The organism is Providencia sp. UF-224, assembly GCF_058245955.1.
The window spans coordinates 1-23,853 of sequence record NZ_JBSICC010000030.1; the positions used below are offsets into that span (position 1 = coordinate 1).

Consider the following 23,853-nt stretch of genomic DNA (forward strand, 5'->3'; position numbering starts at 1 on the left):
TAAACTATAAAACGCCCAATGAAGTTCATCGGGCGTTTTATGACTGAAAAGTTGTCAACCTATATCAGGACTAGTCACTCGAATCATTAAGCCAGCACCATCAGCTAGCTTAATTGGCCTATCTTGCTCTTGTCCATAAAGTGCCTTTAGTTTTCTATCCGTCAATTTATTCAGAGCTGCCATGACTCACCAAAAGTTAGTTCATATCTGTTTTGAGTGCTCCACCAGCTAGAATTCAAGGTTAGAAATTAATAAAAAATATCAGTTCATTCTTGGATTGCTAGATTGAGTACCCCACCGTGTACCCCACATTTTGGCACACAAACTAGAAAGCGTCAATAAACACTGGAACAATATACAGCAAAAAACAAATCTAACTGATTGATATTTATTTAAATAATAAAAAACACCACATAGCACAAATACCGAACATATGAAAATACGGCATGAACTAATCCTAGTCGGTTAATGCAGTGTTTTTGTGAGCCCTCGCTGTGAGCAGTGAGGGCTTTTTATTGTCTTAGATTTCGTAAAATTAAGCCATTTGTGGATTTAAATTAAACTGCTGAACCGCCTGCTGTAGCTCCTGCGTTTGCTCAGCTAATGAACTGGCTGCGGTTGCCACTTGTTCAACTAAAGAAGCATTTTGCTGTGTGACACTGTCCATCTGTGTAATCGCTACACCAACCTGTGCAATACCTTTGCTTTGTTCTTCAGAAGCCACCGTTATCTGCTTCATAATCGCAGTCACTTCATTGATGCCTTGCAGAATGTTTTCCATGGTTTTACCCATTTCATTGACTAACCCTGTCCCTTTTTTAACACAGTCCCCTGAATCAGCAATCAAACGTTCGATTTCCATTGCGGCATCCGCACTGTGACTCGCTAACTTACGAACTTCAGCCGCTACGACCATAAAACCACGGCCATGCACACCCGCCCTTGCTGCCTCAATTGAGGCATTTAGCGCTAATATATTAGTTTGAAAACTAATATCGTTAATCATATTGATAATATCTGCGATTTTTTGTGAGCTTTGGGATATCTCATTCATTGTCACCACAACGGAATCAACGAGAGTATTTCCTTTATTTGCCACGGCAAACGCTTCACTCGCTAATTGGTTCGCTTGAAGGGTATTTTCCATATTCAGCTGCACCGCAGCGGTAATTTGTTCCATACTTGCCGCCGTTTCTTCTAATGCCGCCGCTTGCTCCTCCGTTCTCGATGAAAGGTCGCTGTTACCATTAGAAATTTCGCTCGCGCCGAGATAAATATTTTCACTGCCCTGCCGTATCATACTAACCGACCCACGTAAGCTTGCTTGCATCTCTTCAAGCAACGGAAATAGCTTACCAACACAATTATTTCCAAAAGGTGGGATCGTTTGACTCAGGTCACCTTTCGCTATTCGAGAAAAAGATTGCCTTAATACATCTAAAGGCTTTTGCATCATCGCTGCAAGGTAGCGATCGGTGAAAATCAACGTTAGAACACCGAGTACTGTCGCGACAATCATCACGACACGCGTAATATCCATTTGGTTGTCGACATGACTGCGTGTTGCACTGATCATCTCTTCTGCTTCTTGATTAAACTTTTGGATTGATGCCCCAAATGTTCTGCTCAATGCGGGAGTCACGTTATGCGCATGAGTAAGGTATTCCTGTGAGTTATCTCCCATCCCAAAAACTAACTGTGGCTTAACGCCCTCATCCAGTAGTGCTTGCCAGCTACCAATTACTTGCTCAGAAATTTCAGTGTTCATTGGCCCCGGCGAAATCGCTTTCATCTGCTCGAGATAGCTTGCCATGTTCTCCAACGCATCCTTAACAGGCGCATAATCAATGGCTTTTCCCTCATTTTTACTTTCCATTACTCGCGTTAACCGAGTCACAAAACGAAAATATTGGTCATTACCTTGGCTCAGTACCGTCATTTGTTTGACAAGTTGCCGGTCAATATCATTACCATCTGCGATACGGGATAGTGACCAACCGCTGTATAAACTGGTTCCCCCTAAGATCACACATAAAATACCTAGCAATACGAGCATGACAGCACGAATTGAGTAGTTTCGAAGTTTCTGCATACAATTTCTCTTTTGGTGGGATAAAATGACGATATTTAACTTTATCGGCGATAAAGAGAAAAAAATTAGCCACTGAAACGGCTTAGTTAATAGACAAAAAGCAATTAAACAAGTAAAAACACTTATAATTCAACAGGGTTATTATTTAGTTTTAAGATAATTAATTTTACATACGGTATAAATTAATTTTATAAATTTGATAAAGATCGCTAAATACAGTTTCTTAACCCTAAGCTTATGCACCAGCTTTTATCTTTGCCCAATACTGTTCTTATACTCAATTCCCGCTACATAATCGATTTCATCATTAATCATGTCGATATCAATTCACAGTTTATTCTCACTTAAATCAAATAATTATCTATCTCATAAATTGACTTAAATATATTGATCTTGAAATTACTTTTAATATAATAATATTGATTATCATTTGCATTATCATTACAAAAGGCAAGCCTACTCCAATGAAAACTATCTCCCCCGTTGGAAACAATAGGGTTAAACTTAAGCCAAATATTATTTGTTTTACTATTTTATCTATTCTTTCTTTTACAACTTATGCAGCCAACACAGAACCCAAATCGTCACAACCCCAAGGTGATGATGATACGATTGAGCTACAAGATAGCTACGCTCGGCCAGATTATGTTGAAATTGAACGTTTGCGAGATACCAAGCAAATTATTGTTATTACAAAAGAAGATATTCAGGGAAAAGGGAACCGCACCATTTCTGATGTGCTTAAATCCGTTCCTGGTATTAGCGTAGATACCTCTGGGCAAGGAAATATTGACCTGCGTGGACAAGGCGCAGAAACCTCACAGCGTAATCTGCAAGTGTTACTTGATGGCGCCCCGATTACGACCCTTGCGAATCATCCTTATACTACTAACTACGATATCATCCCTGTTGAACAGCTTGAGCGGATTGAAATTATTCCGGGAGGTGGAAGCGTTATTTATGGTTCAGGCACTGCGGGTGGCGTTATTAACATTACCTCTAACTTAAGAAGTATGGCCGATCCTAAAACCAGCGTTTTATCTGAATGGAACTCAGAAGGATACCGCTTAAATGCCAACTTAGGTGCTCGGGTTAATGATAAATTCTCCTTGTTGGGGACAGCCAGTAAACTCAACCGTGACCTCTACTATAAAGATACTTACCGTAACTCAGAATATTACTCGTTAGGTGGGAGATGGGATCTCACGCCAGATCAAAGTCTTATGTTACGTGGAAGCCATCTCACGGAAAGCTCACAGTACGTTAAAACGCTGACTTCACGTAATATCAAAAAATACGGTAAAGACTACGTTCCACCAGATAAAACCGTCACTGTAGGTATTGATGAAAATGGTCAGTTGATTAAAAAAACCATTAGTGGTTATTTAATTGGCGACCGCGAGGTCGATAGCTATAACCTTAGCTATCAAAATGCATTTACCGATAAGCTAAATTTTGCCACTGATGTTTTCTATACCGATGGTTTTTATACCAATAATGCCAATTGGGAACAAAAAGTTGATCAAAAAAGCTACGGCACAAAAATAAAATTAGATATTGGTTATCTTGATAATAGCAATTTACTTCTTGGTGTTGATTATTCGCAACAAAAAGCCTCAATTCATTATATTGGTAGCTATAAAAAAGATAAGAAAGGCCGCTATTATGGAGTTCCTCATAATTTCGATTACGATAAAACAACAAAAGCCATTTATGCACTTAACAGTTTGAAATCAGAGCAGTTTGTATTTACGCAAGGTTTAAGACGTGAATTGTCTGAATGGTCATTTGATAAAAGTGGTACGGTAAATGGCTCGGGTACCTCAGACCGTTGGAATACCGCGGCGGAGCTCTCCCTTGCTTATCTTTATCGTGATACTGGCCGAGTGTATGGGCGATACGAACGAGGTTACACCCTTCCTGACGGCCTGCAAATCAGCGATCAATCCGTTGTTAATGGTGAAAAAATCTATACCCCAACTAAGGCCGAAGATGAAAAATATGACTTATTTGAGCTTGGCCTTAGAGATAAATTGGCGTTCAGCACAGTCAATGTAACGCTCTGGACATCAAATACCAATAATCAACTAAATCGTATTTATCTTACCAGTGTTAATGACGCGAAAACGATGAACTTACTAAAAACTCGCCGCTGGGGAGCCGATGTCGACTTCCAACAAACTCTCGGCGATTTCACCTTCCAAGAGTCTTATTCATGGCTCAGAGGACGCTCAGATTACAATAATCATGGACGCCAATTTTTGGAGGAAAATGGTAAAAACACCATCGACTACACCAAAAGTGGTTTAACCAAAGTGCCAGAGCATTCCGTTAAACTAAAAATTAAATACGACTTTACCGAGGATTTATCAGGGGATATTCAATACACCTATTACGGTTCGTACAATAATTTTCTCTCTGATGCCAATAAAGAAGAAGATGGCGTAGTGAAATCTCGTGAGCTTATCGACCTCAGTGTTCGTTATGCACCTATTGAACATATTGAATTATATGGTGGTGTTACTAACTTGATGAACAAAACTTACTACGATTACGTCACCTCAGGCTATGGTTCATTAATTCCGGGAAATGAGCGTTCATTCTTTGCGGGTATAAAAGCGACCTATTGATTTAAACAGGAAACGTTTCGGTGACTATACATCCCTCTTTTCGTTATAAACTCGCCTTAACGGTGTCACTCGTCATTCATATCACAGCTATTGTGTTTATCGCCCTACAAACTGGTAGGGCGCTCCCCATAGTGGAAGGTGTAGAAACAATAACGTTATCCCTTGGTGGACCAATGAGCTCTCAAGGGAGCTCAAGTCTAGCAAGTCACCAAGGAGAGCCTCTGAGACAAACAATAGCCTCAGAGCAAATCTCAAAATCAGAGCCTATTTCTCAACAAAAGCCGGCAAATAAAGCTCAAAACCCGCCAAAACGCGACCCTATTTCTGCGAATATACCCATTGATGATACCGTTGAGTCCCCATTACTTACTCAAAAAACAAAAGTGATGAAAAAACCTAAACCCGTTCAGCCCGCACACAAGTCAGAGCAGAACACACCACATCAATTAGTTGCTGATAATCCACCTAAAAAGACGGAGAACCAACTGATTACAAAAGATCCGCATCAAATAACACCATCAAGCTCACAAGACAAAGCGCAGGCGATAACATCCAATGCTCCCGAAAAAAATGGTTCCACCGCAACCCCATTGGCGTCAGAAAACAGCCCAAGTGGCCAAGGGATAAATGCCTTATCCGGTAATAGCCAATTTGCAGCAAATGGGGATGGCAGCTATACCGCACTGGGTTCGAGCGGGATCTCCTACACAATTTTACAGGATGCAAACCCTAAATATCCCAAAGAAGCTCGCTCCTTGGGTTATACAAAAGTGGTTAAAGTGCAAATTCGATTATTAGTAGGGTTAGATGGCCAAGTTGAGTCCGTTGAAATATTAAATAGTAAAATCCCTGATTTAGGTTTTAAAGAAGAAGCCGTGAAGGCAATTAAAAAAATGGCATTTAAACCCATTATTTACCAAGGGCAAAACATTAAAATGTACTTTAAAAAGACAGTGGTTTTTCAGTATTAACCGGGTAATTTAACAGAAAAAAGGTACAGCAAACCCCGCTGTACCTTTACAGTTAGCTTAAAACAAGGTTGAAAAATTAACGGTATATCGGTAACAAATTAAACTGAGCGAGTAATTGGCAAATGATACCAAAAACGCCAAAGGCAATAACGGCATAGATTAGCCCTTTTCCGCCCCATACTTTAAATTTTGAATCTGGGAAACGTTCCCTCACTTTCAGTGCCATAATTGCTGGACAGATTATCGCCCAAATACATGCCGCCATACCTGCGTATGCAATTGCGACTAAAAATCCATTTGGGAATAACATGCAAAGAATTAAAGGAGGTAAAAAACAAAGTAATGCTGATTTCATTCGCCCTGAAGGATTATCTTTAAAGTTCAAAGAGGCGAGTATGTAATCAAATAACCCAATAGCAACACCTAAGAATGAGCAGAATACAGCACTAATAGAAAACCAGAGTAAAAATGTCGCAATGTGTTTGCTGTTAAGTACGGCATAGAGTGATTCAATAAATGCGTCTAAGTTACCGCCTTTATTGATTATTGTTAAGAACTCAGCTCTTGGTAAATTGCCCATTGTTCCCATAATCCAAAGGAAATAAAGGACGAGTGCAAGTACACAACCAATCACACAACTCTTAACCACTTTTCTTTCATTTTCATGATATAACTTGTACAAGCTACACACATTACCATGGTAACCAAATGAGGTAATCGCGTAGGGAATAATAATAAAGACGAAAGGCAATAATGCGGTTTGCCCACCTTCAACAGGTGACGTTAATAATAAATCCGTTTTGACAATTAAAAATAACCCAGAGAATGCGAGTATAAATAGAATTATTTTTATAAACAAAAATAATGATGTTAAACGACTCGCTCCGACACCACTCCACCAAATACTCGCACCTAATATTAATGTAAAGGTAATAAATATAAACCTTAAGTTAATATCGTAACCATAAATAGCTGCGGCTTCCTTAATAACAGATCCCGCTGCAGATATATAGGCATAAATTAATATATACAGCACGAATATTAATGCCATGTTAGCAATATAACAAGCCCATTTAGGTAAAAGTTCTTTCGATATAAAGAAATAGTTCGTCCCTGATCCATATTTGGAAATGCATTCTAAAATATAAATTCCTGAGTGAAACATAAAAAAGCAAACAACTAACAAGATAACTACAGAGTTAATAAACCAAGCGCCTGCCATAATAGTTGGCAAACTAAACATTCCTGCCCCTATCATAGCTCCGCCTAGCACAAAACCCCCTACCATTATGGAGGGTTCTTTCTTGGCTGCCGAATTATTCATGGTGTTCACCTTAAGAATAAGGATAAGGTTCCCGCATTGCACGGGAACCATAAGATATACCTATTTTTTATTTAATAGGTTTTAATCTTGCTGTGAAGTGTCTTAATACTGGTGGCTCATATTCAAAATCCAACCCTTTTAAGGTCGCGAATTTATCTTTTAAGCCAATCAGAGCATCTGCAATATAATCCATATGGTCATTGGTATAAACACGTCTTGCGATAGTTAATCGCATAAACTCCATGTCAGCATGCTTTTGTTTTCCAGTTTCTGGGTCACGCCCTAATAAGAACGACCCAATCTCAACAGCACGAACACCTGACTCTAAATATAACGCATTAATAACCGCTTGTGCTGGGAACTGATCACCTGGAATATGTGGAACCAGTTTTTTACAGTCAACAAATACTGCATGTCCACCTGTAGGGTATTGAATTGAAATTCCCCCTTCACGTAAACGGTCACCTAAATATTTTACTTGCCCAATACGGTAATGCAGGTATTCTTCGCCAGCACCCTCTTCAAGTCCTTGCACCATCGCTGCCATATCACGGCCAGCTAAACCGCCGTAAGTCACGAAGCCTTCCATTGGAACACAACGCTGTCTTGCTAACGTAAAGATTTTTTCGTCATTTTTAATACTGACTAACCCACCAATATTTAATAATGGGTCTTTTTTCGCTGACATGGTTAACGCATCAGCATATTTGTACATATCAAGGATAATTTCTTTAATCGTTGCGTTTTTATATTTTGGATCGCGCTCTTTAATAAAATACGCATTTTCACAGAAACGTGCAGAGTCCATAACAACAAAAATATTATGTTGTTTTGCAATTTCATAAACTTCTTTCAAGTTAGCCATTGAGACAGGCTGACCACCCGCACTATTACACGTTACGGTTGATACAATCGCTACAACGTTTTCTGCGCCATACTCTGCAATATTATTTTTTAATTTTTGAATATCAAAGTTACCTTTCCAATCATCATAGGTATCTGAGTCATAGGCTTTTTCAGTAACAATATTAATCGCTTTACAGCCATTTAATTCAACGTGTGCTGCTGTTGTATCAAAGTGGAAGTTTGAAATAAATACAGGTTTTTTAGCCCCGCCTTGTTCCTGTTTTACTTTCAAGAGCACTGGGAACAACATATTTTCAGCGCCACGACCTTGGTGAGCGGGAATAATATAATCGTAATCAAACATCTCTTTAACTTTATCTTTTAAGTCATAATAGTTACGAGATCCTGCATACGCTTCATCACCCGTGATCATTGCTGCCCACTGGTGGTCACTCATGGCATTAGTACCAGAGTCAGTTAATAAGTCGATATACACAGCACTGCTTGGTAATAAAAATGGATTGTATCCCGCTTCTTTTAATGCAGCTTCACGCTCTTCTCTCGATGGAATACGGATATTTTCTACCATTTTAATACGGAACGGTTCTACGATTCTTTTAGCCATGATAATACCTTTAATTTTTCATTAAATAATAAATATAAGAATTCGAACTTATAAAAAATAAGCTAACAAAACTTTTAACTGCGGAAAAATTGAAAGGTTAATTATTTGGAAAAAAGAAGGCTAAGGAAATATCAATATTGAACCATTTCTTCATATAGAAGAAATACCTTGATATTAGTGACTCGTTTAACAAGAACATACTATGACTCCTATCAACAAGGAATTAGTACAACCATCTGCATTATATATATAACAGTTACATTCTTAAATTAACCCCTATTGTCATGTTATTATACTTATATCACATTATTTAGGCTAAATAGCATAAACCCTTTGAGCTCAGTCACAGTGTTTATTTTATGCAATTTAGGTGTTAAAAAACATTTTAATTAATTAACTTATTCCGGTAGACACGAATAATAAAAGTTAATTTAAGGATTAGAAAGAGTAATTTAACTTAATACGACAATACCTTAATTAAAATTAAATGGATAAAGCCTAACGATAAGGCTTTATCCACCACTTAGCTAATCGTTACTGAGCATCTTTACCATACTTTGGTGATCTTGGACCGTATAAGATCCCATTAGGACTACCTGCAGATAATAACCTAGCACTTGTTATACCTGCTATTGCATAGCTTTTATCTGTCATCGTGTCTGCTATTTGGTTCACAACAGCAGAAACTAGTGCGCCTAAAATACCATTTGAAGATGAGTTGTTTTCCATACTTGATGCACTTGCAGAACCACTCCACAGTAAAGTTCCCGTTCTTGCATCAAGTAATTTCGCACTTGCAGTTACACGTGTATCACTTGCAATCACTTGGTAGCTCGTCCCATATTCCGTAATATCTAAATAAAGAACAGCGTCAGCGCCAAAAATTTCATGTAGCTTAGCTGGTGGGACAGCTTGAATATCTCCCGCGTTTATCATGCCATTTTGTTTAAAGGTTTCTTCAACAACAGCAACTGGGAAAACATAATAACCTGCTTCAGCTAATGGAAGCGCAGTTTGTGATAATAAGCCATGACTTGCTTGAACTTCTGGTGAGCTATTTTGTGGCAACAGCACTAAAATGCTTTTAGGCTTACTTTGATGAAATGCAGTGTAATCAACTTTGGCTGGCTGCGCACATCCCGTTAATAACCAAGCAACCACGAAACTACTGAGTATTAATAGGCGTCTCATTTAATTTTCCCTTTATTCTTCATTAGAAAGTCCATATAAGCTGCTGACTCTGGATACAACGCCTTTTCAGTGTTGAACTCCGTCATTGCTATGTCAATGGAACCTACTGTTGAATAGAGCAACCCTAAATGAGCATGTAAGCCAGGAGGAGTGGCAAGGTTTTTTGCTTTACTCATTTCTAGATTTTTTTTTAGTGCTTCAATTTGATCTTGGGGACTCGTTTCTGTTTGCTGATAATATTGATAAACCGTAGTTTAATAACCATCCCAGTTATATAATGGCTTAGGTTCATTTACACAGCCTGTTAATAAAACAGCACCTGCAAGAAGTAACAATAATTTAAATTTCATCATATTCCCTTATTTCGCTGGCTGCCATGCGCCGTTTTCAATCCCTGAAACTAAATTATTTACAGCCTCTCTAATAGCCAGATCTAATACTTTTCCATTTAATGTTGAGTCATAACTTGCTGTGCCACCAAAACCAATCACTTCGCGGTTTGATAATTCGTATTCACCCGCACCTTGCGAAGAGAATACCACTTCAGAAGTTTGAACATTGACTACATTTAAATTAACTTTAGCGTAAGCGACTTGTGTTTTACCACGGCCTAAAATGCCGAATAATTGACGATCGCCCACTTCTTTTCTACCAAATTCCGTTACATCACCTGTGATAACGTAAGTCGCACCTTTTAATTGTTGAGTTTGGCCTTTAATTCCCGCCTCTTCTTTTAATTCCTGCATATTTGCACGGTCTAATACATTAAATCTCCCTGTTTGCTGAAGGTGGGTCATTAAAATAGTTTTTGATTGATTCCCTAAACGATCAACACCATCAGAGAAAATACCATTCATATAACTCGAACGGTTATCAAATTTACCTATTGATATTGGACTTTTTGGGCCTGCATAATTTGTATTATATGTTGCAACTTTTTCGACTTCTAATGAGCGTGAGGATTCTTTTGCACAACCACTAAGTACTACACTAGCAATAACAATGGAGGCAATGCTGAGTTTAGATATATTCATTTAGCTGTCTCAATTAAATTTAATTAGAATTAATTTTTGCAACTCTATTTTGCATCAATTATGGAATAGGATCTAGTTATTATTACCTAGTCATTGCTATTCATAATTCAATATCAATTGAATGGTTATTTAAAATTTATAAACCATAGATTTATTGTGCTAATTATTAAGTAACCATTATTTATATAATTAAATCAACCTATTAATTGAATTTCAAACTGATATTAAAAGATAATTAAACCTCTGCAGTCATCATTAATGAGATATCATTAAACTCAATTTTAACATTAAATATACATTTATATAGCTGTAATAAAATAAATGGGATAATAACAATAAGTAATAAAATTATTATCTAAAATAAAATCAACTATTTTATTTTTATCTAAACAATAACCATTTGCTTATATTTTATATTATTTTTGATTTATATATAACCTATTACTTATTGTTTATAGCTATAGATAACCAATAGAACCCATGAGATACAACCTATAGAATTTATGTCTATCCTACATATGGATAAAACTCTCAAATGAGATTTTCTGCATATTATATCCATATCCTGCATCATTTTAACCTTTTCTTAACATTAGTGATTGTGCTTTCTCTCAGAAACAGTGAGTGTAGGGAGGACACGCTGTGACCATAAAAATAAGCCTGCTACTAAAAATTATTAAACCCTCATGATAAGAGAGTTAATTATGACGATGCAAACAATCGCTGTGAAATCATTTGGTTCCACAAAAACAACATCAAAAGTTTTGCTGATTTGCTGGATGAGTATTTTATTTGAAGGATACGATGTCGGTGTAATGGGGGCTGTGCTCCCGACGCTTGCTGAATATAAGCAATGGAATTTATCTCCTCTTGAGCTAGGGGCACTAAGTAGTTATGCACTCGTTGGTATGTTTTTTGGCGCCTTTATTATCGGGACATTAAGCGAGCTATATGGCAGGCGCCGCATGTTATTAGCCTGTGTAGCTCTATTTTCACTCACCATGTTAGGCGCTGCATTTGCCCCAACCCCTTGGGTTTTTGGTGTTATGCGTTTTATTGGTGGAATTGGTTTAGGTGGTGTCATTCCTGTTGCAGCGGCCTTAACCATTGAATACTCTCCCAGTGAAAAACGTTCTTTTAATTATGGCATTATGTATTCTGGTTATTCATTAGGGATTTTAAGTGCCGCTCTCGTCGCAATGTGGTTACTCGAACAATTCGGCTGGCGAAGCGTGATTGCTTTTGGTGCCTTACCGTTATTGCTTATCTGGCCAATGGCACGCATTCTTCCTGAATCACTCGAATATTTAACGCATAAAGGCCTACACTCTGAAGCCAAAGCATTAGCTAAAAAATTGGATATTGATTACCAATCAACATCAGAACATGTGCAACATAAACCACAACGTATTAAGGAGATTGTGGCCGTTGTATTTGCTTGGCGTCACCTACGTGCCACCGTCTGTTTTTGGATAGCCTTATTTTGTGGCATGCTATTAGTCTATGGCTTAAATACTTGGCTGCCTTCTATTATGCGCAAAGAAGGATATAACCTAGGCTCTAGTTTGACATTTTTAATTGTATTTAGCTTAGCTTCTGCGTTGGGTGGATTATTCTTAGGAAAAATTGCAGATAGATATGGCGTTCGAAATTCTGTGGCCTTTTTCTTTTTGCTTGGTGCTATTGGTGTAGGTTGCCTAATCTTTAAACAAAATATTTATATGAATTACGTTCTTGTTGCCTTTGCGGGAGTCGGTAGTATTTCCGCCGCACTAATACTGACAGGCTATATTGCCAATTATTACCCCTCCAATGCACGCGCATCTGCAACAGGCTGGGCGCTGAGTTTTTCACGAATTGGCGCAATGACTGGCCCAATGTTTGGTGCTTATATTGCAAGTCTTGGTATCGCCACCAGCTGGAACTTTATCGCTTTTGCTGTCGTTGCGGTTATTGCTGCTACCGCAGTAATTTTACTACCGAAAAAACGTACTGAGTAATTGACCAAAAGGATAGGGAATAAACCCTATCCTTTTATTTTAAATATAGATTAATGCATAGATTGGTAAGAAACTGGGGAACCTTCCGTAATATCAATATCCTCTGAGTACATACTCTCTAATTCAATAAAGGACTTATCGACACCATTAAATACAGTTTTATACATCGGTAGATCAGAACGATGTGAAATTTCATTTGTCTGTAAGTCCATCGTTAAAAACTGCCTTGATCCCCTAACTGATTCTGTCACTGCCAGCCCTTGCTTACCCACTTTTAAACTTGATAAATAGTTATAGCCTGTTTCTGCCAATAAGTTAAAACCGCCATTGGTTTCATATTGCATTAAAGAAAATAATTTACGAGACGGTTCTTGAGCTATAACAAAGATATCACCATTCAGGTTTTGTGCTGCTTCATTAATACGCACGGGTAGCCATTTACTACTAACCACTTGTTTAGTCGGAATATCCATAACTACTTCCAACGATCCCATTTGATGACCATAGCTATACCACATAACGACTTTGTCCCTGTATGTGGCAAAAGCAAATTCAGAGCGACTCTCTATTTCCTCAGGGTACAGTGACTTAGCGAGCTCCCGAACATCCATAAAATGTTCCCATGTCATACCTTTATCTTGGCTAACAAAAATTTTTTCATTATTTGCCACAACATAAGCAGGATAATTTTTAGATTGATAAATTTTACCTGTTATCAACCCTGCAAATTGAACGCCAGATTTATCTTCCCATGGCATAATGTTACTGGCTGATAGTGTTGTTAAATCGATAGTTTGGTAGCCATCTCTGAGAAATAGTAAACACTGTTTTTTATCACAGACCGCATTATAGAAACTCTTGTCACCACGAGTGATAAAACGGACACCTTGATTATCTGCAAACAATACTTGGTAGTCATACACCCTAGAGGCATACGCGTATGAGTTATACGATGAATAATAATTTGAGCTCTGGCTTTTTTGCGTAACAATTAAAATACCACTCTCTGTTTGGAAAGTGCTTGCCCAATCATAATAGGCAACTGCAGAACCATTTTCTTGGTGATTTTCTATTTTCCAAGCAACTGCACCACCACGCACGAAAATAAAAAAAGTGGATAATAGACTTATCACAAAAATCACGGTTAATAAGAGAAAGCGCTTACTCAAGAATGGATTCATGAGCGCACCTCCGTTACATAGTCTGTTTGGCCATGTTGGCGACGCAGGTGCTTCAAGGCATACTGAGCATGATAATAAGCGTTCCCACGTCGGGAAATTTGATAATATATCGCGACGCTCAAACCAATTAAAAAGCTGATTCCCAATAAAATAGTCACTGTAAAGCTAATATACATCCCTCCAGTGTCCAATATATTGACCCAATCCCAATAGTCCCAATAACCGCCTTTTTCTATTGTTTCTGAAAAAGACATCCCACTAGCAATGAGGGCAAAGAAAATAGCAAGAAAGCCAATAAAGCCCCATAAACCAAAATAAAAACCACGTTCTTGAGGTGCCCCTCTGCCAATTAAGCTATAGGCAAGTCCATCTTGATGGTTATAGATACCAAATATTGCCTGTTCATTTGAGTGATCTTGGATATTTTTATGGAAAACTTCGAGCTCATCACCTTGCGCAATAAATAAGTTGTGGTTATTAAACAAAGGCTCATTGGCTGAAACTAAAACCTCCATATGGCTTTTATTAATTTGTAAGCTGATAAGGTTTAGCGCTTGCTCTGTATCCCCTGCCTTAATGGTCAAACTTCGATTATCTGTAATATTCACCTTACCGCGAGTAACCGATAATGAGGTTTTATCAATGCTAATATCTTTAGCCTTACGTAAATTACTGGCCTTAGATTTAGGGTTTTTAATACCGTCAATTTCAATCAATGGGCTTTGTTCGTTAATTTTGAATCGCCCCTCGATAATAAGGTCTAATACTTTTAAAATTTGTTTTCGTTTAGGACTAATAATGCGCTTCGTTTGTGCAAGAGCTAGGCCAAATAAAACGATGCCACAAAAAGCGGCACAACCTAAAATTGCCACCAGCGCTATCATTAAAAAGCTATCTTCCGCAGCCATAAAGCAATAATACACCACAGGGATCAAGGCCATTAATACCAGCGAAATGATATATTGTTTGCCCAGAGAGCGAGTAAAACGCACATTTCTATCGGGTTCTAATCGCCCATGCTTCTCGTGATAAACCCATTCAAGCCAATAACTACCATCATTCAGTTCTTCTGCACAAATAACCAAAGAGTCACCTTCTTGTAAGCGCTCTAGAAATATTTGGCTATTTTTGAAGTCATCTTGATTAAAGAAAAAAACTTTCCCTGATGCTATCAGCCTTGCCATACCAATTGGACTGACATTGAGATAATCACACTGAGTAAGATTGACATGGAAATATTGAACTCGCATGAATAATGCCTATTTCGCTAAGTAAATTTAACATTATGATAATAAATAAAGGCATATAGCCCTAGCGGAACTTATCTTATAATAAAATAATTCAGACAATGACGAGCACCTATATCCGCCTGTTTTTCGATGTTTTATACTCTGAAATGCGCGCTATATACTAGTAAAGCCAATAATTACTGATAAACTTGCAATCACCAAAAAGTCTATACATTAACTGTAGCAATAAAACTGTTTTACTCTGGCCTTTCTCTAACGACAATTTTGAATAAAAGCGATGACATCACAACCTGCTTATAAGCAAATTCAGTCTTACATTTTACGCAGTATTGATTTGGGTATTTTTAAACCCGAAACACAAATTCCCACAGAGCTTGAGCTATGTGCGCAGTTTAATGTCAGCCGTATGACAGTAAACAAAGCCATTTCTGAATTAAGCCAAAAAGGGATTTTGAATCGAATTGCAGGGAAAGGCACTTTTGTCGCAACGCAAAAACACGAACTTCCAGTGACAAAAGCATTTGATATATTTGATGAAATATCTCTAAGTGGCAATAAATACAGCGGGCACCAACTACAATTAAAAATCATCCCTGCTTCTGCTGAAATAGCCCTACAACTTGGAATTAGCGAAGGAAATGAAGTCGGTTATTGCAAAGTGCTGCATTTTGAAAATGATATTCCACTCATGCTGGAAGAACGCTACGTTAACCACTCTATCGTTCCCGAATTTGTTAAGCAAAAATATGGGGATACAGAAACACCCAGTGGCTATTTACAACGCCATTTTCCTGTAAGTGAAATGGAACATACCATCGAAGCTGCATTAGCCACAAAATCCATCGCACAATCATTATCGATTAAAGAAAACTCACCTTGCCTGCAACTTAGGCGCCGAACGTGGACTGGAAATACACTGATTAGCTACGTTAATATGGTCACGGCAGGTTCTCGATACAAATTAAAATTACATTCACGTATTGAGAATTAATGCAAAGATAAAAAAATGGGGCAAAATTGCCCCAAAGCGACTGATAAATATAAAAAGACATCAAGCACATCTACATCACAACAAATTCGTTTTTACATCCCCTGATAGATTGGCCCTTCTCCCCCTTGAGGTGCAGTCCAAGTAATATTTTGCAGTGGGTCTTTAATATCGCAGGCCTTACAATGCAGGCAGTTTTGCCCATTAATCTGTAATTTCTCTTGGTGTTGCTCGCCAATAATTTCATATACCCCAGCTGGGCAATAGCGTGTTTCTGGCGCAGCGTATTTCGTTAAATTAATTTGAATTGGTACTGTTATATCTGCCAATTTAAGATGACAAGGTTGCTCTTCTTCATGGTTGGTATTCGATAAAAATACGGAAGAAGACCGGTCAAAGGTCAATTTTCCATCAGGCTTAGGGTAAGTTATTGGTTTAAAGTTTTTAGCTTCTTTCAACCCTTCGTGATCCGCTTGTTTAAGCTTTAATGTCCATGGGCTACGGCCTTTTAACAACAATTGCTCTGCGCCAAATAGCATTGAGCCCATCACTAACCCTTTTTTCATATAAGGTTTAAAGTTACGCGTCTGGTAAAGCTCTTGATATAACCAGCTCTGTTCAAATTTTTGGCGATATTGCAAAGTAAATTCAGCAAAATCAATCGATTGATTTTTAAAGCACGAGAAAAAAGCTTCCGCAGCCAATGCCCCACTTTTCACCGCACAATGCGTTCCTTTAATCCTTGCACCATTGAGAAAACCAGCGTCATCACCAATTAGTGCCCCCCCCGGAAAGCTCAATTCAGGAAGTGCCGATAACCCCCCTGCTACCATGGTTCTTGCGCCGTAACTAAGCCGTTCTCCCCCGGATAAAAAGGCACTAAAAGCCGGATGGGTCTTTAAGCGTTGAAACTCTTCAAACGGTGACAAATATGGGTTTTCATAATTCAGACCGACAACTAAACCTACCGCAACTAAATTCTCACCATAGTGATAGGCAAAGCCACCACCGTAAGTTTGGTTATCTAATGGCCAACCTACAGAGTGGATAACTAACCCTTCTTCGTGTTGCTCTTTTGGAATTTGCCAAATTTCTTTGATCCCTAAACCGTAGCTTTGCTTGCTACTGTTGGAGTCCAAATCAAAGTGTTTTATCAGCTGCTTACCTAATTGACCACGGCAACCTTCAGCAAAAAAGGTCATTTTAGCCAACAGGTTCATACCGGGTTGGTACATCGCCGTTGGGTTACCCAATTTATCTAACCCCATATCACCCGTTGTTACACCGATGACTTGGCCTGCATCATCAAAAAGTACCTGTGTTGCGGCAAAACCAGAAAAAATATCAACGCCCAAAGCCTCAGCTTCAGCAGCTAAAGCCGCGCTTACCTGCCCTAGGCTACCAATTAAATTCCCTTTATTTTTTAAACAACTCGGTAATAGTGGTAACGGTAATTGGGTTGAGCCATTTTCTTTTAACCATAAAAAGCTATCCTGACTGACGGGGGTTAACGGCGCTGACATTTTTTCTTGCCAATCGGGTAGTAATTCATTCAATGCCCGCGGATCTATCACTGCACCTGATAAAATATGAGCCCCGATTTCTGCACCTTTATCTATCAAGCAAATGGATAGTTCCGTGCCTTGCTCAATCGAAAGTTGCTTTAAACGAATCGCTGTTGATAACCCCGCAGGACCGCCACCGACAATCAGGACATCAAATTCCATCGATTCCCGCTTGGGAGCCTCGTTTATATTTTCAATATTGTCGATAGCCATATGTACCTCTTACGCAAGCGCCTTATCAAATTCAGGTAAGATCTCAAACAGATCGCCGACAATGCCGTAATCTGCCACTTGGAAGATCGGCGCTTCAGGATCGCTATTAATGGCAACGATCACCTTGCTCTCTTTCATGCCTGCAATATGTTGTATTGCACCAGAAATCCCGACAGCAATGTATAAATCTGGTGCGACAATTTTCCCTGTTTGCCCTACCTGATAATCATTAGGAACATACCCTGCATCTACCGCCGCACGAGATGCACCAACTGCAGCACCCAGTTTGTCTGCAATGGTTTCTAACAACGCAAAGTTTTCCCCCGAACTTAGCCCTCTTCCTCCTGAAATCACAACTTTTGCTGAACTCAATTCGGCGCGGCTAACTTGTGTCAGTGACTGGCTTTTCAGTTGAGCTCGCTGAACCAGTTCATTTGGTGTGATGTGTTCAATTTCTGCATTATTTTGCATCTCACTCGCACAGCTAAATGCCGAACTGCGTACGGTGATCACCACTTGATGCCCGTTATTTTGTACCGTTGCCAATGCATTCCCCGCATAGATAGGTCGAATAAAATTCTGTGCATCAATGACTTGTGTAATGTCAGAAATTTGTGCGACACCTAGTTTTGCAGCAACACGCGGGGCAATATTCTTACCAAAGGTCGTCGCAGGGAACAGCAAATGGCTGTAATTTTGTGCAACAGACATAACGGCGCTGGTCATGGGTTCAGCCAACTGGGCTTTCAGAGCATCTGATTGAATCGTTAATACTTTATTCACACCTTTTAAGCTTGCCACTTGTTCCACCACGTTTTCAGCATTATCACCCGCAACCAGCAAATGCAGTTGACCACCCGCAGACAGAATATCCAGCGCAGCCGTAATACTATGAAAAGTTGATGATTTTATGGTTTGATTATCATGCTCAACAATAACTAAAACTAATGATTGGCTCATTGTCATTCCCCTTGGTTAAATCACTTCTTTTGCTTGTAAAGTGCTCACTAATGCCGCTGCATCATTGAGTAAAGTGCATTGCCCTGCCCGTTTTTTCGGTTCAGACACTTTGATAGTTTTGGTTTGCCCCAAAGGAGAGAAATTCATGTCAGAAATATCGATAATATCTAGCGGTTTTTTCTTTGCTTTCATGATGTTCGGCAAAGTTGCATAACGGGGTTCGTTGAGACGTAAATCGGTTGTCACAACCGCAGGGAGCGCCATCTCCAGTGTTTCCAGACCACCATCAATCTCACGAGTGACTTGCAATGCGTTGCCTTCAACAACAATTTGTGATGCAAATGTCGCTTGCCCACAGTCTAATAATGCTGACAACATTTGCCCTGTTTGGTTACAGTCATCATCAATCGCTTGTTTACCTAATAAAATTAAATCGGGTTGCTCATTTGCCACCACTTGCTGTAATAGACGCGCAATATCGAGTGATTCTAAAACTAACTCCGTTGGGCGTTGAATTAAAATGGCACGGTCTGCCCCAATCGCCATCGCACTACGCAAAGTTTCTTGATAGCTAATATCACCAATAGAAACGGCAACAACTTCAGTCGCTTTGCCTGCTTCTTTTAAGCGTACAGCCTCCTCAACCGCAATTTCATCAAAGGGGTTCATCGCCATTTTGACGTTAGTGAGCTCAACCCCCGAGCCATCGGCTTTTACGCGTACTTTAACGTTATGGTCAATCACTCGCTTCACTGCGACTAAAATTTTCATAGCAACTCCTATCCCAATTCTATTAACGATTGGCTTTTATTAAGGTGGTTTGAATCGTTTTTAGGTTGAGGGAAGCCTTAGCAGTGAAAGCTTCACTGCTATTGGCTCGCTCAATGTATTCTTTTATTAATTAAATCAAATGGTTCATTTGGTTATTTCGTGGTTGGTAATATCAGCCTATCAGCAACAGACATTGGCCATTTTTTAATCGCGATATAATAAATAATGCTGGTCGCAACTAAGCCCACTATCCATGAAACATCGACGCCACCAAGGTGTTCAACTAATGGGCCAGTATAGAAACCTGTTGAAATAAAGGGTAATTGGATCAATACACCAATGATGTAAGTGAAGATACCCACTTTATTCCAGCGGCCATAGCGACCATTTGGGTTTGCCAGTTCAGGGACATCGTAACGACCTTTGGTCACCCAATAGTAATCAACAAGATTGATTGCGCTCCATGGTGTAAAGAAGGCGAGTAAAAACAGTAAGAAAGCGGAGAATAATTTTAAGAACGAGTGTTGGCCTGCTAATCCTAATAAGGTTGAAAAGCTCACCATTAATATAATAAAGAACAATCGCTGCCCTCTCGTAATGGTGTTTTTCCCTCTAAACCCACAAACAATTGCCGCCATCGACATAAAGCTACCGTATGCATTTAACGCCGTGATGGTCACTTTCCCAAAGAAAATTGTGATATATAACAGTGCAGCAATGAGGCCTGTACTTCCCAATCCCACAATGTAGGAAACTTCGTTGCCTGCAAATTTATTCCCCGCTAAGGCCGCTGCAAACACCCCTAAAATCATTGACGCTTGAGTACCAATGACCGTCCCTGAACCCACCGCCAGAAAGGCTTTAATAGTTGGTGTTTTAGTTGGTAAATAACGCGAGTAGTCAGCAACATAAGGGCCAAAAGCAATTTGCCAAGATGCTGAGAGTGACATGGCTAATAAGAAATGTGTCCAATCAAAATGGCGATTTTCCATTAATACAGAGACATCATTCATGTAAAACAGGCGGAAGAATAGATAAAAGAATGCAATAACGCCAACAACACTCGCGACCTTACCTAAAATATGAATGATCCGATAACCACAGATAGTGATCCCGATAATCACCGCACCAAAAATTAAGATCCCGACCCAATCAGTCACATGGAGTAATTGCCCAACAGCTTGGCCTGCTAATACCGTTCCACTGGCTGAAAACCCAACATACATCATACAAACCAATAGAATAGGAATGACCGCACCATAAACGCCAAACTGCACACGGCTTGAAATCATTTGCGGTAGTCCCAGTTTTGGCCCTTGCACCGCATGCAATGCCATCACTGCCCCACCTAATAACTGACCAATAAATAAGCCAATCAGTGACCAAAATACATCGCCCCCTAACACAACCGCGAGCGCCCCAGTAACGATGGCCGTAATTTGTAAGTTAGCACCAAACCAAAGTGTAAACTGGCTAGATAAGGTGCCATGGCGTTCAGATTCAGGAATGTAATCGATAGAACGCGCTTCGATAAGCGGGACATTGTCCTGCCGACCTTTTTGCCCTGTTGCGATGTCGTTTGAAACTGTCATGGTAAATCCTCTTTAAGCAGGCTGGCTTAAAGAATGAACCAATTAACTGTAATGAATTCGTAAAAACCGTAATGGTGAGTACAGTAATTACACATTACATTGGGTGATGTTTTATCTGTTATCCACCCATAATCTATAATTGAAATACATTCTTAAACCTGATTGTTGTTGTGTTTTTAATTCCATGATCCTGTTGTCAGGTAGTGCTTCCTATGTTGCTTGACTCGCGAGTAGCCGCCTGTCCCGTCTACCCGCTTCTGGTAAAAATAATGATTTGAATAAATTACACTGCATCCAATACAGCACGTGAAATAATAATTTTTTGAACTTCTGACGTGCCTTCAAAGATACGCAAAATACGTGCATCACGAACATACCGCTCAAGGGGTAAATCACGAATATACCCATACCCCCCATGAAGTTGCAGTGCAGCATCAGTGACAAAACCAGCACACTCCGCTGCAAACAGTTTTGCTGTCGCCGATTGCAAACTAAAACGTTCACCTGAATCACGCAGTTCCGCGGCACGCCAAGTCAACATACGAGCGGCTTCAAGCTGTGTATGCATATCCGCAAGACGCCATTGTGTTCCTTGGTAAGCTGCTAGTGGTTTTTTGCCAATTTGGCGCTCTTTCACCCAGCCCAGCGTGCTTTCCATCGCCGCACGGGCAATGCCCAGTGACGTTGCCGCGACTTCAACACGGCCTTTGTCTAAAACTTCCATTGCAGTGTGGAAACCTTTGTTTTCTTCACCGAGTAAAGCAGATTCAGGTAACCAGCAGTTCAGTGCTAACTCATAAATAGTACTGCCGCGTAACCCCATGGTTTTTTCTGGCTGAGAAAATGCCACACCTTCAGTGCCTTTTGGGATCATAAATGCACTAATGCCGCGAGCCCCTGCCTCAACATCTGTTTTGGCATATAACACAATAAAATCAGCTTCTTTGGCATTAGTAATATAGTGCTTATTCCCCCGAATACGCCAGCCACCATTTTCACGCGTCGCAACAGTGCGCATATCCGCAGGGTTCGAACCCGCCGCGGGTTCCGTTAAACCGAAAGCCCCCAATAACTCACCGGATGCAGCTTTCGGCAACCAATAGGCTTTTTGTTCTTCGGTTCCACCAATCAAAATGGAGTCAGTGGCTAAAAAGTGAGCGGTTAAGGAGGAGGATGTCGAGGCACAAGCTGCTGCGACGGCTTCAACAATCATACTCATCGCAATACTACCAAGGCCGAAACCGCCATATTGCTCAGGCAGGTTAATTCCCCATGCCCCCATTTCACCTAATGCCGTTAAACTTTCTGCACAAAATGTTTCCGTTTCATCGTAACGCTGTGCGTTGGGCTGCAAAATATCACGACACACTTTTTCAATTGCATCCACAATGGCTTGTTCTGTTTCATTAATTTCAAAACTCATTGTACGGCCTCCCTATTTTTGCTTGTTGTTTTTGCCGATTTATACAGTACATTTGCTTCCCCCAAGATAGGGGCTCTTCGTGTTGAATGAGGCTTTTTGCCATTAAAAAAAACGGGCTGAGAAATCAATGGAGTACCACCATCATTTAGGTGTGTGAGAACCTGCCGAACTTGAGCATGTTCACTTTGTGTCGCTTGTTGTAGGTTATGAATTGGCGAGGCGGGAACCCCAGCATTTAGCAGCAAGTCACAAACTTCATCCACCGTTTTTTGCGCTGTCCAACCTTCAATTTCAGTCCTTAGCTCCCCGTGATGACGTGTACGGCTTGGGTCATCTTGAAAACGTGAGTCTTGGCATAAATGCATTTTACCCATACATTCACAAAAACGTTGAAACAGCTTTTCACTCGCAATAGCGATAACCACTAAGCCATCTTTGGCTTGGTAAGTATCAAACGGTGTAGATACAGGGTGACGATTACCCACTAAGCTCGGTGCTTTATCATGTGCAAACAGATTAGAAAGACCGGTTAGTTGCATGCTAAGCAGGACATCCACCATCGCAACATCAATATATTGTGCCGCTTCGTTATGGCGTTCTCTGGCAAATAACGCACTACTAATCGCCCAAGATGCAAACATCCCCGCGCACACATCACCAATAGATTCACCACTGCGCGTTGGGCCAGTTTCAGGAAAACCTGTCACGCTCATCAGCCCTGACATGGCTTGTGCCACAATGTCGTAAGCGGGGTAGCTTGCTAATGGGCTATTTTGCCCAAAACCGGAAATGCTTGCGTAAATCAGTGCTGGGTTGTGCTGCTTTAAACTGTCAAAATCAATACCAAGGCGTTTAGTCACACCAGGGCGGAAGTTTTCAACCACCACATCACTTTCTTTAACCAGCTGAAATAAAATAGCGCGATCTTCCTCTGCTTTGAGATCCAGCTCGATGCTGCGTTTCCCTCTATTGATCAAGCCGTAATAAACACTTTCGCCCTCAATAAAAGGCCCTAAGTGGCGGCTGTCATCCCCATGATCTGGCACTTCAATTTTGATCACTTCTGCACCGAGATCAGCCATCATTCCCGTGCAATAAGGCCCTGCTAAAACACGGCTTAAATCAATGACTTTGATCCCAGCCAGTGGCCCTTGTCTTTTCTGAGTTGACGCAGCATTCATACTGAATTCCTTATTT

At 39.9% G+C, this 23,853-nt stretch carries 18 protein-coding genes and 1 pseudogene; 4 read left to right on the forward strand and 15 right to left on the reverse strand.

The window, feature by feature from the left end:
* Positions 1–54: 54 nt before the first annotated feature.
* Both AC4IFO_RS19375 and AC4IFO_RS19380 read right to left on the reverse strand, forming a co-directional pair.
* The gene (locus tag AC4IFO_RS19375; protein WP_490736888.1) at positions 55–183 is read right to left on the reverse strand and encodes a hypothetical protein; all 129 of its coding nucleotides are present in this window, start codon (positions 181–183) and stop codon (positions 55–57) included.
* Between the two features lie 352 nt (positions 184–535).
* Positions 536–2,092 (reverse strand): methyl-accepting chemotaxis protein, encoded by a 1,557-nt coding sequence (locus tag AC4IFO_RS19380; RefSeq protein ID WP_490736890.1) that lies wholly within the window; start codon positions 2,090–2,092, stop codon positions 536–538.
* Positions 2,093–2,556: 464 nt separating this feature from the next.
* Between AC4IFO_RS19380 and AC4IFO_RS19385 the strand changes: the two genes are divergently transcribed.
* Positions 2,557–4,722, forward strand: coding sequence for a TonB-dependent receptor (locus AC4IFO_RS19385; RefSeq protein ID WP_490736892.1), 2,166 nt, complete (start codon positions 2,557–2,559; stop codon positions 4,720–4,722).
* A gap of 20 nt (positions 4,723–4,742) precedes the next feature.
* A complete protein-coding gene (locus tag AC4IFO_RS19390) occupies positions 4,743–5,693 on the forward strand; it encodes an energy transducer TonB (RefSeq protein WP_490736894.1) in 951 nt (316 codons plus the stop codon).
* A 76-nt stretch (positions 5,694–5,769) separates the two neighbouring features.
* Here AC4IFO_RS19390 and AC4IFO_RS19395 read toward each other — a convergent pair whose 3' ends face one another.
* From AC4IFO_RS19395 to AC4IFO_RS19415, 5 genes and pseudogenes are all read right to left on the reverse strand, one after another.
* Complete coding sequence (locus AC4IFO_RS19395) at positions 5,770–7,017, reverse strand: aromatic amino acid transporter (protein WP_490736941.1); 1,248 nt, start codon at positions 7,015–7,017, stop codon at positions 5,770–5,772.
* Positions 7,018–7,084: 67 nt separating this feature from the next.
* A complete protein-coding gene (locus AC4IFO_RS19400) occupies positions 7,085–8,488 on the reverse strand; it encodes a tryptophanase (RefSeq protein WP_490736896.1) in 1,404 nt (467 codons plus the stop codon).
* 534 nt (positions 8,489–9,022) lie between these two features.
* Entirely contained in the window at positions 9,023–9,679 is a 657-nt protein-coding gene (locus AC4IFO_RS19405; RefSeq protein WP_490736898.1) for a DUF799 domain-containing protein, read from the reverse strand.
* Positions 9,676–10,032: pseudogene (locus tag AC4IFO_RS19410) on the reverse strand (DUF4810 domain-containing protein). Before AC4IFO_RS19410 ends, AC4IFO_RS19405 begins: the two are co-directional and overlap by 4 nt.
* Positions 10,033–10,038: 6 nt before the next feature.
* Positions 10,039–10,713 (reverse strand): CsgG/HfaB family protein, encoded by a 675-nt coding sequence (locus AC4IFO_RS19415; RefSeq protein ID WP_490736900.1) that lies wholly within the window; start codon positions 10,711–10,713, stop codon positions 10,039–10,041.
* Between the two features lie 704 nt (positions 10,714–11,417).
* On the opposite strand from AC4IFO_RS19415, the gene AC4IFO_RS19420 reads away from it, so the two are divergent.
* Positions 11,418–12,713, forward strand: coding sequence for an MFS transporter (locus AC4IFO_RS19420; protein ID WP_490736902.1), 1,296 nt, complete (start codon positions 11,418–11,420; stop codon positions 12,711–12,713).
* A gap of 50 nt (positions 12,714–12,763) precedes the next feature.
* Here the strand turns inward: AC4IFO_RS19420 and AC4IFO_RS19425 are convergent, their stop codons facing one another.
* Together AC4IFO_RS19425 and AC4IFO_RS19430 are read right to left on the reverse strand one after the other, a co-directional pair.
* A complete protein-coding gene (locus AC4IFO_RS19425) occupies positions 12,764–13,894 on the reverse strand; it encodes a hypothetical protein (RefSeq protein WP_490736904.1) in 1,131 nt (376 codons plus the stop codon).
* Complete coding sequence (locus tag AC4IFO_RS19430) at positions 13,891–15,144, reverse strand: hypothetical protein (protein WP_490736906.1); 1,254 nt, start codon at positions 15,142–15,144, stop codon at positions 13,891–13,893. Before AC4IFO_RS19430 ends, AC4IFO_RS19425 begins: the two co-directional genes overlap by 4 nt.
* 277 nt (positions 15,145–15,421) lie before the next feature.
* On the opposite strand from AC4IFO_RS19430, the gene hutC reads away from it, so the two are divergent.
* Positions 15,422–16,135: a histidine utilization transcriptional repressor HutC gene (gene hutC / locus AC4IFO_RS19435; RefSeq protein WP_490736908.1), complete on the forward strand. Its 714-nt coding sequence runs from the start codon at positions 15,422–15,424 to the stop codon at positions 16,133–16,135.
* Positions 16,136–16,227: 92 nt separating this feature from the next.
* On the opposite strand, the gene AC4IFO_RS19440 is transcribed toward hutC, so the two are convergent.
* The 6 genes from AC4IFO_RS19440 to AC4IFO_RS19465 all read right to left on the reverse strand — a co-directional run bounded on the left by AC4IFO_RS19440 (position 16,228) and on the right by AC4IFO_RS19465 (position 23,837).
* Positions 16,228–17,910: an electron transfer flavoprotein-ubiquinone oxidoreductase gene (locus tag AC4IFO_RS19440; protein ID WP_490736910.1), complete on the reverse strand. Its 1,683-nt coding sequence runs from the start codon at positions 17,908–17,910 to the stop codon at positions 16,228–16,230.
* A gap of 9 nt (positions 17,911–17,919) precedes the next feature.
* The gene (locus tag AC4IFO_RS19445) at positions 17,920–18,870 is read right to left on the reverse strand and encodes an electron transfer flavoprotein subunit alpha/FixB family protein (RefSeq protein WP_490736912.1); all 951 of its coding nucleotides are present in this window, start codon (positions 18,868–18,870) and stop codon (positions 17,920–17,922) included.
* Positions 18,871–18,885: 15 nt separating this feature from the next.
* Positions 18,886–19,641 carry an electron transfer flavoprotein subunit beta/FixA family protein gene (locus tag AC4IFO_RS19450; protein ID WP_490736914.1) on the reverse strand — a complete coding sequence of 252 codons (756 nt, stop codon included), beginning with the start codon at positions 19,639–19,641 and terminating at the stop codon, positions 18,886–18,888.
* 152 nt (positions 19,642–19,793) lie between these two features.
* The gene (locus AC4IFO_RS19455; protein ID WP_219244611.1) at positions 19,794–21,233 is read right to left on the reverse strand and encodes a purine-cytosine permease family protein; all 1,440 of its coding nucleotides are present in this window, start codon (positions 21,231–21,233) and stop codon (positions 19,794–19,796) included.
* 283 nt (positions 21,234–21,516) lie between these two features.
* Positions 21,517–22,656, reverse strand: a complete 1,140-nt coding sequence (locus AC4IFO_RS19460; protein ID WP_225818557.1) for an acyl-CoA dehydrogenase family protein — start codon at positions 22,654–22,656, stop codon at positions 21,517–21,519.
* The gene (locus AC4IFO_RS19465; protein WP_490736917.1) at positions 22,653–23,837 is read right to left on the reverse strand and encodes a CaiB/BaiF CoA transferase family protein; all 1,185 of its coding nucleotides are present in this window, start codon (positions 23,835–23,837) and stop codon (positions 22,653–22,655) included. Before AC4IFO_RS19465 ends, AC4IFO_RS19460 begins: the two co-directional genes overlap by 4 nt.
* Positions 23,838–23,853: the final 16 nt, after the last annotated feature.